13 protein-coding genes are annotated in these 13,266 nt (G+C 74.1%); 4 read left to right on the top strand and 9 right to left on the bottom strand.

Annotated features, from left to right (window positions below; genetic code table 11):
* Positions 1-4 precede the first annotated feature (4 nt).
* A complete protein-coding gene (locus tag AC3ANM_RS00590; protein WP_488286200.1) occupies positions 5-916 on the bottom strand; it encodes an LLM class flavin-dependent oxidoreductase in 912 nt (303 codons plus the stop codon).
* Between the two features lie 98 nt (positions 917-1,014).
* Positions 1,015-1,185, bottom strand: coding sequence for a hypothetical protein (locus AC3ANM_RS00585; protein ID WP_488286199.1), 171 nt, complete (start codon positions 1,183-1,185; stop codon positions 1,015-1,017).
* 330 nt (positions 1,186-1,515) lie between these two features.
* Between AC3ANM_RS00585 and nadA the strand changes: the two genes are divergently transcribed.
* Complete coding sequence (nadA, locus tag AC3ANM_RS00580) at positions 1,516-2,718, top strand: quinolinate synthase NadA (RefSeq protein ID WP_488286198.1); 1,203 nt, start codon at positions 1,516-1,518, stop codon at positions 2,716-2,718.
* 43 nt (positions 2,719-2,761) lie between these two features.
* Positions 2,762-3,697: a PLP-dependent cysteine synthase family protein gene (locus tag AC3ANM_RS00575; protein ID WP_488286197.1), complete on the top strand. Its 936-nt coding sequence runs from the start codon at positions 2,762-2,764 to the stop codon at positions 3,695-3,697.
* A gap of 34 nt (positions 3,698-3,731) precedes the next feature.
* On the opposite strand, the gene AC3ANM_RS00570 is transcribed toward AC3ANM_RS00575, so the two are convergent.
* Positions 3,732-4,478: a dienelactone hydrolase family protein gene (locus AC3ANM_RS00570; protein WP_488286196.1), complete on the bottom strand. Its 747-nt coding sequence runs from the start codon at positions 4,476-4,478 to the stop codon at positions 3,732-3,734.
* A gap of 145 nt (positions 4,479-4,623) precedes the next feature.
* On the bottom strand, positions 4,624-5,202 hold the full coding sequence (locus AC3ANM_RS00565) for a hypothetical protein (RefSeq protein WP_488286195.1): 579 nt from the start codon (positions 5,200-5,202) through the stop codon (positions 4,624-4,626).
* A gap of 181 nt (positions 5,203-5,383) precedes the next feature.
* Here AC3ANM_RS00565 and AC3ANM_RS00560 point away from each other — a divergent pair, with 181 nt between their 5' ends.
* Positions 5,384-6,748 (top strand): pyridoxal phosphate-dependent decarboxylase family protein, encoded by a 1,365-nt coding sequence (locus AC3ANM_RS00560; protein WP_488286194.1) that lies wholly within the window; start codon positions 5,384-5,386, stop codon positions 6,746-6,748.
* A gap of 132 nt (positions 6,749-6,880) precedes the next feature.
* Here the strand turns inward: AC3ANM_RS00560 and AC3ANM_RS00555 are convergent, their stop codons facing one another.
* Positions 6,881-8,248: a M20/M25/M40 family metallo-hydrolase gene (locus tag AC3ANM_RS00555; protein WP_488286193.1), complete on the bottom strand. Its 1,368-nt coding sequence runs from the start codon at positions 8,246-8,248 to the stop codon at positions 6,881-6,883.
* 80 nt (positions 8,249-8,328) lie between these two features.
* On the opposite strand from AC3ANM_RS00555, the gene AC3ANM_RS00550 reads away from it, so the two are divergent.
* Complete coding sequence (locus tag AC3ANM_RS00550) at positions 8,329-8,907, top strand: DUF3043 domain-containing protein (protein ID WP_488286192.1); 579 nt, start codon at positions 8,329-8,331, stop codon at positions 8,905-8,907.
* Positions 8,908-9,014: 107 nt separating this feature from the next.
* Here the strand turns inward: AC3ANM_RS00550 and AC3ANM_RS00545 are convergent, their stop codons facing one another.
* From AC3ANM_RS00545 to cobA, 4 genes are read right to left on the bottom strand one after another with little or no spacing between them, the layout of a single operon-like run.
* Positions 9,015-10,367 carry a transaminase gene (locus AC3ANM_RS00545; protein ID WP_488286191.1) on the bottom strand — a complete coding sequence of 451 codons (1,353 nt, stop codon included), beginning with the start codon at positions 10,365-10,367 and terminating at the stop codon, positions 9,015-9,017.
* Entirely contained in the window at positions 10,364-11,806 is a 1,443-nt protein-coding gene (locus tag AC3ANM_RS00540; protein WP_488286190.1) for a serine hydrolase domain-containing protein, read from the bottom strand. Before AC3ANM_RS00540 ends, AC3ANM_RS00545 begins: the two co-directional genes overlap by 4 nt.
* Complete coding sequence (locus AC3ANM_RS00535; protein ID WP_488286189.1) at positions 11,803-12,018, bottom strand: hypothetical protein; 216 nt, start codon at positions 12,016-12,018, stop codon at positions 11,803-11,805. The genes AC3ANM_RS00540 and AC3ANM_RS00535 overlap by 4 nt, the downstream gene beginning before the upstream one ends.
* Positions 12,019-12,027: 9 nt before the next feature.
* On the bottom strand, positions 12,028-13,266 hold the full coding sequence (gene cobA, locus AC3ANM_RS00530; RefSeq protein ID WP_488286188.1) for a uroporphyrinogen-III C-methyltransferase: 1,239 nt from the start codon (positions 13,264-13,266) through the stop codon (positions 12,028-12,030).

The following is a 13,266-nucleotide window of genomic DNA, read 5'->3' as shown; positions in this document are numbered from 1 at the left end:
GGGCTCAGCCGTGGGTCGTCGCCGCAGTCACCTCGATGATCGCGTCCATCAGGTCGCGCTTGCGCGCACCGGTGCCGAGCGTGAAGTCGGGGACGACCACCTCGTCCACGCCGACGGCCTGCCAGCACTCGACCAGCTCGACGAGGTCCGCAGGGGTCCCCCCGACCGCCGCCCGGGCGGGTGAGGCCGCCGCCTCGGCCCGCGCCGCGTCGCCGTCGTCCCCGACGAACCACACCGCCTGGCACGAGCGCTGCACCGTGGCCGGGTCGCGCTCGACCTTCTCGCACTGGCGGTCGAGCACCGCGCTGCGCTCGGCGACCCGGTCGGGCAGGCCCCACATGTTCCACTCGTCGGCGTGCCGGGCGACGATGCCCAGCATCCGCTCGCCGGTGCAGCCGACGAGCAGCGGCACCCGCGGCTGCACCGGCTTGGGCTCGCACAACGCGTCGGTGACGCGGTAGTGCTCCCCCTCGACGGTGGTGCGCTCCCGCGTCAGCAGGCCCTCGATCACGCGCAGCCCCTCGTGGAACCGGGTGACCAGCGGGCCGGGCCCGGGCAGGTCGATGCCGTACTGCTCGTGCTCGTTGACCTGCCAGCCGGCGCCGAGGCCCAGGACCAGCCGGCCGTTGCTCACGTGGTCGACCGTGGCCGCCCAGTTCGCGACCACCGCCGGGTGCCGGTAGGTCATGCCCAGCACCAGGGGTGCGAGCACGATCCGCTCGGTCAGCGCCGCCAGGGCACCGAGCGCGGCGGTGGCCTCCAGCAGCGGCGCCGCGGCCTCGGCGGGGTCCGCGCTGTTGGCCATGAAGTGGTCGGCCAGGTAGGCCCGGTCCCACCCCGTGGCCTCGGCGTGCCGCACCGTGTCGACGACCTCGTGCCAGGGCTGGCCGACCGAGGGCCAGATCGAGAAGCGCATGACCGGACCCTAGCCGCCGCGACGGTGGACGCCCGCCGCCCGTGGGTGCCCGGACGAGCCGGTGTCCGGGCACCCGCGGCCGGGCGATGGGGGCGACCCTAGGAGGCGGTGCGCCCGACCAGCAGGTCGCGGATCTCGCCGGTGGTGAGGTCGTTGATGTCGGCCAGGGTGAGCGCCCCGACGCGGATGCAGTCGGCCAGGGCGCTGACCAGGTCCTGGTCGAGGGCCTCGGAGTCGGAACGGGACAGGGCGAGCAGCGGTTCGGTCATCGCGGTCTCCTTGCGAAGGTTCTGACACGGGACCGGACCGCTCGCCCCCGAGGCCGGTCCGGAGATCGAAGGCTAGCGACGACGACGGGCCCTTCCCCGCAACCCGCGGCCGGGGGCCGTTCGGCGTGTCGTCGCGCCGGTCGGCGCGTCGTGGAGTCAGTCCCTGCCCACACGGTCCACAACCGGGACAAACCGGGCGGCTCCCGCCAAGCCGACACGCGTCTCCCGGGCTCTGCGTCGAGGAGGCCGGCGCGCTCGTGGGGGCCGGCCACCCGGCATACCGGGGCGGGGTGGTCGGGGGCGCCCGTGCACTTGTGAAACGATCAGAGCGTGAGCACGACCACGGATGCCCCGCGCAGCGCCCTGCCCCTGCTGGTCCTCGGCCACGGCCGGGACCTCGCCACCGAGCGTGGCGTCGAGTGCCCCGGTGACCTGCCGGCCCCGTCCGACCCCGGGCTGGTCGAGCGCGCCCGGGCCGCCAAGGCCGCGCTCGGCGACTCGGTGTTCGTCCTGGGGCACCACTACCAGCGCGACGAGGTCATCGAGTTCGCCGATGTCACCGGTGACTCGTTCAAGCTGGCCAAGGACGCCGCCGCCCGGCCCGACGCGAAGCACATCATCTTCTGTGGCGTGCACTTCATGGCCGAGTCGGCCGACATCCTCACCAGCGACGCGCAGCAGGTGATCCTGCCCGACCTGGCGGCCGGGTGCTCGATGGCCGACATGGCCGCGATCAGCCAGGTCGAGGACGCGTGGGACGACCTCGTCGACGCCGGCGTGGCCGACGACGTCATCCCGGTGACCTACATGAACTCCAGCGCCGCGATCAAGGCGTTCACCGGTCGGCACGGCGGCACGGTCTGCACCTCCAGCAACGCGAAGACCGCCCTGGCGTGGGCGTTCGAGCAGCGCGGCGGCGTCGACGGCACCGGCAAGGTCCTCTTCCTGCCCGACCAGCACCTCGGCCGCAACACCGCCGTCCGCGAGCTCGGCCTGTCCCTCGAGGACTGCGTGGTCTTCGACCCGCACAAGCCCAACGGCGGGCTGACCCGCGAGGAGCTGCAGGCGGCCCGGATGATCCTGTGGCGCGGGCACTGCTCGGTGCACGGCCGGTTCAGCCTCGAGGCCGTCAACGAGGCGCGCGCGACGATCCCCGACGTCAAGGTGATCGTGCACCCCGAGTGCCGCCACGAGGTCGTCGAGGCCGCCGACGAGGTCGGCTCCACCGAGAAGATCATCAAGACCATCGCCGCGGCGCCGGCCGGCAGCAAGTGGGTCGTCGGCACCGAGCTCAACCTCGTGCGCCGGCTGGCCGAGCAGTTCCCCGAGCAGCAGATCGCCTTCCTGGAGAAGAACGTCTGCTACTGCTCGACGATGAACCGCATCGACCTGCCGCACCTGGTGTGGGCCCTGGAGTCGCTCGTGGCGGGCCGGGTGGTCAACCCGATCGTCGTCGACCCGGACGTGGCCCACTGGGCCCGCGTGGCGCTGGACCAGATGCTCGCCCTGCCCGGCGAGACCAGCAAGGACTGAGCCCGGGGCCCGGGTCATCGAACCATCGGATCAGCGAGTCCTGATGTCGCAGAACGGCAGCGGCGTCCTGGCGACGATCGGCAACACGCCGCTGGTGCGGCTGCGTCGCGTCGTGCCGCCCGGGTGCGCCGAGGTCTTCGTCAAGGTCGAGGGCCAGAACCCGACCGGCAGCATGAAGGACCGCATGGCCCAGGCGATGATCGCCGGCGCCGAGGCCGACGGGCGGCTGGGCCCGGGTGACACCGTGGTGGAGTACACCGGTGGCAGCACCGGTGCCTCCCTGGCCCTGGTCTGCGCGGCCAGGGGCTACCGCCTGCGGATCGTCACCTCCGACGCGTTCAGCCAGGACAAGCTGACCCAGATGGCGGCGTTCGGCGCCGAGCTGACCATCGTCCCGAGCGAGGGCGGCGCCATCACCAAGGCGCTCATCCGCACCATGATCGAGCGGGCCCGGGCGATCAGCCGGGAGCCGCGCACCTACTGGACCGACCAGCTGCACAACACCGACAGCATCGCCGGCTACCACGCGATGGGCGAGGAGATCTGGGCGCAGACCGGCGGGCGGGTCGACGCGTTCCTCCAGTCGATCGGCACCGCCGCCTCGTTGCGCGGCGCCGCCGCCGGCATCCAGCGCCACCACCCGGGGCTGCGGGTCGTGGCGGTCGAGCCCGCCGAGTCTGCGGTGCTCTCCGGAGGGCTGCCCGGCGCCCACCGCATCGAGGGCATCGGCATCGGCGACCGACCGCCGATGTGGGACCCCGGGCTCGTGGACGAGGTGATCCCGGTCCCCAGTGACGACGCCGAGGAGATGGCGCGGCGCCTGGCGCGCGAGGAGGGCCTGTTCGCCGGCACGTCCTCGGGCGCCAACGTCCTGGCCGCGATCGACCTCGGGCGACGGCTGGGGCCGGACGCCCGCGTCGTCACGCTGCTGGTGGACTCGGGGCTGAAGTACCTCAGCACCGCGGTCTACCGCCTCTGAGCGCCAGGCACCCCCTGGATCGCGAAAGCGCCTGTCAGGAGTCGGGACTCGCCAGCTGGGCCGTGACCGTCCGCAGGTGCCGGTCGAAGAACGCCACGATCCGCCGGCGGGCGTCCTGTGTCGCCGGGTCGTCGTAGGCCGTGCCGCTGACCCTGGCCAGGAACGTCCCGACGGCGCCGCTGTCGCCGTGGTCGTTCATGAAGCCGTGCCCCACCCCGGGGTAGACGCGGATGTCGTGGTCGATGCCGAGGTCGGTGAGGTGCTCCTCCAGGCGTGCCGCCGACCGCCGGGTGATCAGGTCCTTGCTGCCGTAGCTGCCCACGACCGGGCAGGCCCCCGCCAGCGCCTCGCGCGTCTGGTAGCGCCTCTTCGCCGTCCCGTAGCTGACGCTCGAGGCGTCGTAGTCACCGCCGATCGCCAGCATCAGCGCGAAGCCGCCACCCATGCAGAAGCCGAGGACCCCGATCCGCCCGGTGCAGTCCGGGCGGCCCAGCAGCCACTGTCGCGTGGCCTCGATGTCGCGGAAGGTGCGGCCCTGCTTCTCGATCGTCTCTCGCAGGATCGAGCGCAGGCAGGTCAGCCGGCTGCCCCAGTGGAACAGGTCCGGCGCCGCCGCGAGGTAGCCCTCCCCCGCCAGCCAGCCCGCCTGGTGGCGCAGGTCGTCGGACGGGCCCATGACGTCGCTGACCAGGACGACCCCCGGCCACGGTCCGGCCCCGCCCGGCGTCTCCACCCACGCCGGCAGGTCACCCTCCGGCGTGCCGATGCTGACGTCGCCCATCGCGCCACCTCCCCTCACCATCGTGGGGTGGCCCGCGCCGCGCCGCCCGCCGCAACGGACGTATGCCGGGTGGCCGGCACCCAGCCGGCTACCCGGCATACGTCCCTTGCGCTCCCGGAGGAGCTGACCGTGGCCGGGTCGCGGCTCAGGGCCGTGGCGTGCCGGTGGTCCGGGTCGACTCCGCCTTGACCCGCGCGCGCAGCATGAGGACCTCGAAGTCCCCGGGCAGCCGCAGTCGCGTGAACGTCGCCGGATGCCCGCTGCCCAGGGGCAGTGTGAGCGAGCGCCCGTCGGCGCTGACGACGGCGACCACGGGGCCCGGAGACGGCTTCCGGGGCACGCTGTACCTCCAGGTCAGGGTCACCCGCGACCCGGCGCGCAGCGGACCGGGTGCTGCCGCGTCGAACACGTCGACGCGGTAGGGCGAGCCGGTCTCGATCGGGACGGTGCGCACGGACACCAGCCACGCGCCGGCAGGGCGCGGTGACCACGTCACGAGCGTCCCGGAGGCGTCGTCGACCGACGCGAACTGCACCTCGCGTCGCACCGTGTCGGGCTTGCCGCTCAGGCCGGCGGAGAACCGGACGGGTGGCGCCCCGCCGGTGACACCGACCACCGTCGAGCACCCACCGGTGAGCACCGCCAGCACGGCGGCCACTGCGAGCAGCGCGACGGCACGGCGGGCTCCTGTCGCCCGGCGTGCCGCATCGTCACCAGACCGCACCCGTCCCACCCCCGATCCCCGACGCCTGGCCAGCATGCCGCGTCGCGTCCGTCCCGACACGGGGTTGCCGCAGGAACCGGCCGAACGGCTGACCCGGCAGCGACCGGTCGGCCGTCCCGCACACCAGCTGCTCCGTCGCACGCCCGTGCCGGCTGCTCACCGTCGGCGGTAGCCTCCGCGAATGAGCCACCACGACGCGTTGGAGGCCGCGCACCGTCACGCGGTCGGCTACCTCGACGGGCTGCGCGAGCGGCGCGTCTTCCCGCCGGCGGACGCCGACGCGCAGGCCGGTTTTGCCGGGCCGCTGCCGGAGCAGGGCGAGGACCCGGCCACCGTCGTCGAGGCGCTGGTGGCCGCCGCCGAGCCGGGCCTGGTGGCCACGGCGGGGCCGCGCTACTTCGGCTACGTCATGGGCGGCGGGCTGCCCTCGACCGTGGCCGCGGACTGGCTGGCCGCCGCCTGGGACCAGGTCGCCGGGCTGGAGGTCATGTCGCCGGCGGCCGCCGCCGCGGAGGAGACCGCCGGCGCCTGGTCCCGCGAGCTGCTCGGCCTCGCCCCGGACTCCTCCTTCGGCTTCACCACGGGCGCGCAGATGGCCAACTTCACCGGCCTCGCCGCGGGGCGGCACGCGGTCCTCAAGCGGGCCGGGTGGGACGTCGAGGCCGACGGCCTCCAGGGCGCCCCGCGCGTCCACGTCGTCGCCGGCGCCCAGTCGCACTCGACCGTCCCGCAGGCGCTGCGCTTCCTCGGCCTCGGCGGGACCCCCGAGCGCGCCGCGGCCGACCACCAGGGCCGGATGGTGCCGGAGTCGCTCGCCGACGTGCTCGCCCGCAGCGAGGGCCCGGCCATCGTCTGCGCCCAGGCCGGCAACGTCGACACCGGGGCGTTCGACCCGCTGGAGGAGATCGCCCGGGTCTGCCGGGAGCGCGGCGCGTGGCTGCACGTGGACGGCGCGTTCGGGCTGTGGGCGGCGGCCAGCCCGCGGCTGCGCCACCTCACCGCCGGCGTCGAGCTCGCCGACTCGGTCGCCACCGACTGCCACAAGTGGCTCAACGTGCCCTACGACTCGGCGCTCGTCTTCACCCGCGACCCCGAGGCCCACATGGCCGCGATGACGTGGCAGGCGGCCTACGTGCAGGTCGGGGAGGCCCGCGACCCGTTCCGCTTCGTGCCCGAGGCCTCCCGGCGCGCCAGGGGATTCGCGGTCTGGGCGGCGATCCGGGAGCTGGGTCGTGCCGGCGTGGCCGCGATGGTGGAGGGCTCCTGCGCCCGGGCGCGGCGGTTCGCCGACGCCATGCGCGCCGAGACCGGCGTGGAGGTGCTCAACGAGGTCGTGCTCAACCAGGTGCTCGTGCGCTTCGGCGACTCCGAGCGGCACACCGACGCCGTCATGCAGGGGCTGCGCGACAGCGGTGAGGCGTGGGTGTCCGGCACGCTCTGGGACGGTCGCCGGGCGATGCGCTTCTCGGTCTCGAACTGGATGACCACCGACGCCGACATCGACCGCACCGTGGCTGCCGTCCTCGCCGCCCACCGCGCCGGCTGACCCGACCCTCGTGACGGCGGTCGTCACGACTCGGCAGAGGGCTGGAGACGCAGGTATGCCGCCCGCTCGGGTGAGCGGGCGGCATACCGGGTGGTGCGTGGCTGGGTGACGCGTGGCTGGTGGTGCGGCGGCTCAGGCCTTCTTGAGGGTGCCCAGGCGCTCGAACAGCACGGCCTCGGCGACGCAGACCCGCTCGAACTCACCGAGGTGCAGGCTCTCGTTGGCGCCGTGGGCGCGGGTGTCGGGGTCCTCGACGCCGGTGATGAGGATGCCGGCCTCGGGGAACTTCTCGGCGAACGCGGCGACGAACGGGATCGAGCCGCCGACGCCGATGTCGACCGGCGGGGTGCCCCACGCGTCGGTGAAGGCGGCGCGCGCCTGGTCGTAGACCGGGCCCTGGGCGTCCGCGGCGAAGCCGGCGCCGGTCTCGTCGAGGTGGACGTCGACCTGGGCGTTCCACGGCGCGTGGGCCTTGAGGTGGTCGGTGACGAGGCGGTAGGCCGCGGCCGGGTCCTCGTCGGGGGCGATGCGCACCGAGATCTTGGCCGAGGCCTGCGGGACGAGGGTGTTGGACGCCTGGGCCACGGTCGGGGCGTCGAGGCCGATCGTCGTGATGGAGGGCTTGGTCCACATGCGCGAGAGCAGCGAGCCGGAGCCGATGGTGTGCACCCCGTCGAGCAGGCCGGAGTCCTTGCGCAGCTGCTCCTCGGTGAACTCCAGGTCGGCGGCCTCGCCGGACTTCAGCCCCTCGACGGCGACGTTGCCCTCGTCGTCGTGCAGGGTGGCCAGGAGCCGGGCCAGCGACATGATCGCGTCCGGCACCGCACCGCCGAACATGCCCGAGTGGATGCCGTGGTCCAGGGTGCGGACGGTGACGACGACGCGGATCATGCCGCGCAGCGTCGTGGTCAGGGCCGGCTCGCCGACGCCCCAGTTCATCGAGTCGGCCAGGACGATCGCGTCGGCGCGCAGCTTCTCGCCGTGGCGCTCGAGGATGGTCGGCAGCGAGTCGGAGCCGACCTCCTCCTCCCCCTCGACGAAGACCGTGACGCCCACCGGCAGCGTGCCGTGGTGCGCGCGCAGCGCCGCGATGTGCGCCATGACGCCGGCCTTGTCGTCGGCGATGCCGCGCGCGTAGACCCGGCCCTCGCGCTCGGTCGGCTCGAACGGCGCGCTGTCCCAGTCCTCGTCCTTGCCGGGCGGCTGCACGTCGTGGTGGGCGTAGAGCATGACCGTCGGGGCCCCCTCGGGCCCGTCGATGTGGCCGATGACCGCGGGCCGGCCGCCCTCGCGGACGATCTCGACGTCGAGGCCCTCGCCGCGCAGCAGCTGGGCCACCGCCTCGGCGCTGGACTCCACGTGGGACTGGTCGAAGGCGTCCAGCGACACGCTCGGGATGCGGGTCAGCATCTCCAGGTCGTGGCGCAGGCCGGGCATGAGCTCGGCCACCCGGGAGCGGATGGCGTCGAGCCGGTCAGGGGTGATGGCGTCGTCGGTCACGCGCCCGAGGGTACCGACCCGCCCCACGCGCGTCGGTGGCGATACCAGCGAACCGGGCCACTCGACATACAGTGTGCGTCGTGTTTGGACGAAAGAAGGCCGCGGAGCCGGCCGCCCCCGAAACCAGCTACGCCGAGCGCCCGGGCGCCAAGAACCGGCCCACGCCCAGGCGCAGGGACCAGGAGGCGGCGCGCCGCAAGCCGCTGGTGCCGACCGACCGCAAGGCGGCGGCCAACGAGGCCCGGGTCAAGGCCCGCGACGCCCGCGCCCGCCAGCGCGCCGCGATGATGACCGGCGACGAGGCCAACCTGCCCGCGCGGGACAAGGGCCCGGTCAAGCGCTACATCCGCGACACGGTGGACGCCCGCTGGAACATCGGCGAGTTCATGCTGCCGGTGATGCTGGTGGTGCTGGCGCTGTCGTTCGTCCGGCAGACCTGGGCGCTGACGCTGGTCTTCGCCCTCGTCTACGGCCTGATCATCGTGGCCGTCGCCGACGCGATCCTCATGTGGCGCCGCACCCGCAAGAAGATCGCCGCCAAGTTCGGCGAGGGTGCCGTGCCCCAGGGCGCTGCCATGTATGCCGTGACGCGCGCCTTCCAGATGCGCCGCTCGCGGCTGCCGCGCCCGCAGGTCGCGCGCGGCGCCAAGCCGCAGTGACCCTGAACGGGTGACCTGAGGCGGCAACCCGCCGGGATCGACGAGACGCACACCATGACCCGGTCCTGGTGTGCGTCTCGTCGATGTCGGGCCGCTGGAAAGGGGTCTCAGCCGACCAGGCTGGCGACCGCCTCAGCGAAGACCGACAGGTGGGCCTGCACGTCGTCGGCCGTGGTGTCCGGGCTCATCAGCGCCATGTTGTGGAACGGCGTGAGCAGGATGCCCCGGTTGGCCAGGAACAGGTGCAGGTAGTCGTCGAGCTCCTCGTCGTGGACCGCGTGGGACTCGGTCCCGTTGCGCGGCGGGGTGGCGGCGAAGCGGTACTCCGAGCGGGCCCCGAGCTGGGTCACCGACCACGGCAGGTCGTGCCCGGTGATCGTCGCACGGATGCCCTCGGTGTAGGTCGTGGCCAGGGCGATCATGTGCGCGAACGCCTCGTCGGTCAGGACCGACTCCAGCGTCGCCCGCATGGCGGCCACCGACAGCGCGTTGCCGGCCATCGTGCCGCCGACCCCGCCCATGTCGACCAGGTCGAGGTCGTCGCGACGCAGGGTGCGGTCGGCCAGCTCCGCGGACATGGCGTAGGCACCGGCCGGGATGCCGCCGCCGATGGCCTTGCCGATGACGAGCAGGTCGGGGTCCAGGCCCCAGGCCCTGGTCGCCCCGCCCGGGCCGACCGAGAACGTGTGCGTCTCGTCGTTGATGAGCAGGGTGCCGTAGCGCCGGGTCAGCTCGCGCACGCCCTCGAGGTAGCCCGGCTCGGGCAGCACGATGCCGATGTTGGTCAGCGCCGGCTCCATGAGCACCGCCGCCACGTCACCGTGCGCGAGCTGGCGCTCCAGGCCCTCGAGGTCGTTGAACTCGGCCACCCGGCTGGTGATCGTCACGTCGCACGGGGCGCCGACGTTGCCCTCGCGGGCCGTGCCCTCGCCGGCGGGTCCGACGACGATCAGCGACTCGTCGACGCTGCCGTGGTAGCAGTAGCTGTTGACCAGGATCTTCGGCCGGCCGGTCACCGCCCGCACGATGCGGATCGCCCACCGGTTGGCGTCGGTCGCCGTGAGCGAGAAGCTCCACCGCGGCACCCCGAAGCGCCGGGTCAGCTCGGCGCCGACCCATTCGGCGTCCTCGGTCGGCAGCATCGCCGTGGCCCCGCCGAGCTGGGCGAACCGGCGCTGGACCGCCTCGACCGTGGCCCGGGGCGAGTGCCCGGCCATCGCCGCGGTGTCACCCAGGGCGAAGTCGCGGTAGGTGTGGCCGTCGATGTCGGTCACCCGGGCACCGCGGGCCGAGTCCAGGTAGAGCGGGAACGACCCCGCGCGCTTGTTCATCCACGTCATCGGGACCCGGCCGAACAGGTGCTCGGCGGAGCCGAAGGCCTTCTCCGACAACGGGTGTCGCGCCGCGAAGTCGGCCAGCTCCCGCTTCATCTGCTCGTGCATCCGGTCGCGGGCGATCATCCGCGGGCCTCGCTGACCCCTCGGACCACGCCGGCCTGGCCGGCGTCGCCGACCCGGTCGACCTCGCTGACCAGCTGGGCGAACGCGCGGGGCTCGCGCGTCACGGCGTAGGTGGCGAAGTACATCTGCCTCACCGTTCCTTCCTCGTCGCGAACCACCTCGAGCAGCTCGCCACGCTCTCGCCCCTGCACCGCACGGAACCGGTCGGGCCCCTCGGCCGCGAACCGGGTCTCGTTGGTCGTCGCCGGAGAGCCCGGCACCCGGCACCACAGGTCCTCCCCGCGCACCTCCAGGACCAGCTCCTCGCCCTCGGACCACCAGCTGCCCAGGAGGCCGGCCAGCTCCGGCCGCGGGGTCGAGGGCACCCACGCCTCGACCGCGGCCGGCTCGGCGTCGAGCACCGCCGCCACCAGCTGCCCCGACAGCACCAGCGAGGCCGCCCCGGCGGTGGCGTTGGCGAACACCACGGCACCCACCCGGTCGGCGCGGCGCACCCGCAGCCCGGTCAGGTAGCCCGGCATCGCGCCGCCGTGGCCGACGAGCACCCGCTCCCCCAGCCGCCCCATCCCGAAGCCCAGGCCGTAGCCCCCGGTCCAGCCGTCCGGGTCGGTGATGACCAGGGGACGGCACATCTCCTCGAGCGTGTCGGCGGAGAGCACCCCGGCCACCGGATCGGCGACGAACGCGGCATACCGGCCCAGGTCGGCGACCGTGCTCCAGAGGCCGCCGAGGGCGGCCGTGGCCCTGAGGTCGAAGCGCGGCTCCTGCGTGGCCAGCCCCGAGAAGGGGTGGACCTGGTAGCCCAGCGCGCGGTCCTCGCGCGGCGCCAGGCCGGTGTGCCGCATCTCCAGCGGGTCCAGGACCCGGCGCCGGACCACGTCCTCCCAGCTCGCGCCCTCGACCCGTTCGATGACCTGCCCCAGCAGGGCGTAGGCCAGGTTGGAGTAGTGGAAGACGAAGTGCGGGGGCAGCACGCGCTCGGCGGCCTCGAGCTCGGCGATCAGCCGCGCCTCGTCCGGGGCGTCCAGGCTCTCCCAGATCCGGCCGACCGGCTCGCGCTGCAGGCCCGAGGAGTGGGCCAGCATCTGGCGGATCGTCACCTCGCCGTGGCGGGTGTCGGGCAGCCAGCGCGAGAGCGGGTCGTCCAGGCCGAGCCGGCCCTCGTCGCGCAGCGCCATCACCACGACGGCGGTGAAGGTCTTGGTGATCGAGCCGATCATGTACTGCGTGTCGTCGGTCGGGGCCGTGCCCGGTTCGAGGCGCGCGGACCCGACGTGTGTCGACCACACGAGCCGGCCGTCCCGCACGACGCCCGCGCTCACGGCCGGTGAGCGCCAGTCGCGCTGGGCCTCCCGGACCATCCGCTCGAGCCGGCGGGCCAGCTCGGGCGAGGGCACCGGGTCGACCGCGGTCGTGACGGAGGCGCCGGATGGGCTCACTGGGCGGGTCGCAGGCTCATCGGGCCGTAGACCACCGCGTCCTCGTGGTGGAGCGTGACCGACTCGACGCCGGCGTCGGCGAGGTCGCGCCACTCCTCCCCCAGCCAGCTCTCCGCCTCGCTCTGCGAGGGGAACCCGGAGGTGACCAGGGCACCCCCGCTCATGGGCTTGCCGTCGGCGTCGAGGTAGGTCCAGGTCCACTGAGCGCTCATGGCCTCACCTTAGCCAGCGGCGAAGCCCGCGACCGCCCCGATCACGGTGACCGCGGGGGGCCGCAGACCCTCCGGGGCGCCGCCGGTCGCCACCGCCGCCAGCGTGGTGCTGACCACCGCCTGCGTCGGCAGGCCGCCGTCCATGACGCTGGCCAGGGGGGTGTCCTCGGCGCGCCCCGCGGCGAGCAGGGCCTTGGCGATCGCGGGCAGCGTCTCGACCCCCATGAGGACCACCAGGGTGGTCCCACCCCGCGCCAGCGCGTCCCAGTCGACGGTGCTGCGGGGGTCGTCCGGGGCCGCGTGCCCGGAGATCACGGTGAACCCCTGCGAGAGCCCGCGGTGGGTGACCGGTATGCCGGCCAGCTCGGGCGCCGCGACCGCGGAGGTCACCCCGGGGACCACCTCCGTGGCGATCCCGGCGTCGGCGCACGCGAGCACCTCCTCCATGCCCCGGCCGAAGACGAAGGAGTCCCCGCCCTTGAGCCGCACCACGGTCAGGCCGCGCCGGGCCCGGTCGACCAGGACCGCGTTGATCTCCTCCTGCGGGGTCGAGCGGCCTCGCGGGATCTTGGACACGTCCACCACCTCGACGCCCTCGCGCAGCCCGTCGAGGACGGCCAGCGGCGCGAGCCGGTCGACCACGACCACGTCGGCGGTGGCCAGGGCCTGGAAGCCCTTGAGCGTCAACAGCTCGGGGTCACCCGGGCCACCGCCCACGAGGATGACCCGCCCGGTGGCCTCGTCGCGCAGGGGCGTTCGGGTCGGTGCGCCGGCGTCGTCGCGCAGGGCCGCCTCCACCGCGGCCACGGCGGCATCGCGCAGGGCTGCGGCCCGGCGCGGGTTGCGGTCACCGTGCACGCTGACCGTGGCAGGGCCACTGCGCCCGGTCGCCGGCATCCACGCCGAGGCGTCCCGGGCGTCGTCGACGCGCAGGCAGAAGACGCGCCGGGCCTCGGCCTCGCGCAGCACCGCGGCGTTGACCTCGGGGTCGGCGGTGCAGGCCATCGCCAGCCAGGCGCCCTCGAGGTCGCCGTCGGCGTAGAAGCGCGGCTGCCACTCGACCTGGCCGCGCAGGGCGAGGTCCTCCAGCGCTGCCACCACCTCGGGCGAGACCACCGTGACCGCGGCCCGGGCCTGGAGCAGGGCCCCGACCCGGCGCAGCGCCACGCGGCCGCCGCCGACCACGACGACGCGACGGTCGCGCAGCCGCAGCCCCAGGGGCAGCAGGGTCTCTGCGTGCTCGGCCAT

The organism is Oryzihumus sp. JJN4-3R (assembly GCF_057747915.1).
Note: the sequence above shows the minus strand (reverse complement) of the source record. Positions and strands in the feature narration are given on the sequence as shown.

What these genes read in the sequence shown, in the direction of transcription:
- cobA (WP_488286188.1), bottom strand. Translation starts at nt 13,266, where the DNA reads ATGGCCGAGCACGCAGAGACCCTGCTGCCCCTGGGGCTGCGGCTGCGC.
- AC3ANM_RS00570 (WP_488286196.1), bottom strand. Translation starts at nt 4,478, where the DNA reads ATGGGCGACGTCAGCATCGGCACGCCGGAGGGTGACCTGCCGGCGTGG.
- AC3ANM_RS00545 (WP_488286191.1), bottom strand. Translation starts at nt 10,367, where the DNA reads ATGATCGCCCGCGACCGGATGCACGAGCAGATGAAGCGGGAGCTGGCC.
- AC3ANM_RS00535 (WP_488286189.1), bottom strand. Translation starts at nt 12,018, where the DNA reads ATGAGCGCTCAGTGGACCTGGACCTACCTCGACGCCGACGGCAAGCCC.
- AC3ANM_RS00585 (WP_488286199.1), bottom strand. Translation starts at nt 1,185, where the DNA reads ATGACCGAACCGCTGCTCGCCCTGTCCCGTTCCGACTCCGAGGCCCTC.
- AC3ANM_RS00590 (WP_488286200.1), bottom strand. Translation starts at nt 916, where the DNA reads ATGCGCTTCTCGATCTGGCCCTCGGTCGGCCAGCCCTGGCACGAGGTC.
- AC3ANM_RS00560 (WP_488286194.1), top strand. Translation starts at nt 5,384, where the DNA reads ATGAGCCACCACGACGCGTTGGAGGCCGCGCACCGTCACGCGGTCGGC.
- AC3ANM_RS00575 (WP_488286197.1), top strand. Translation starts at nt 2,762, where the DNA reads ATGTCGCAGAACGGCAGCGGCGTCCTGGCGACGATCGGCAACACGCCG.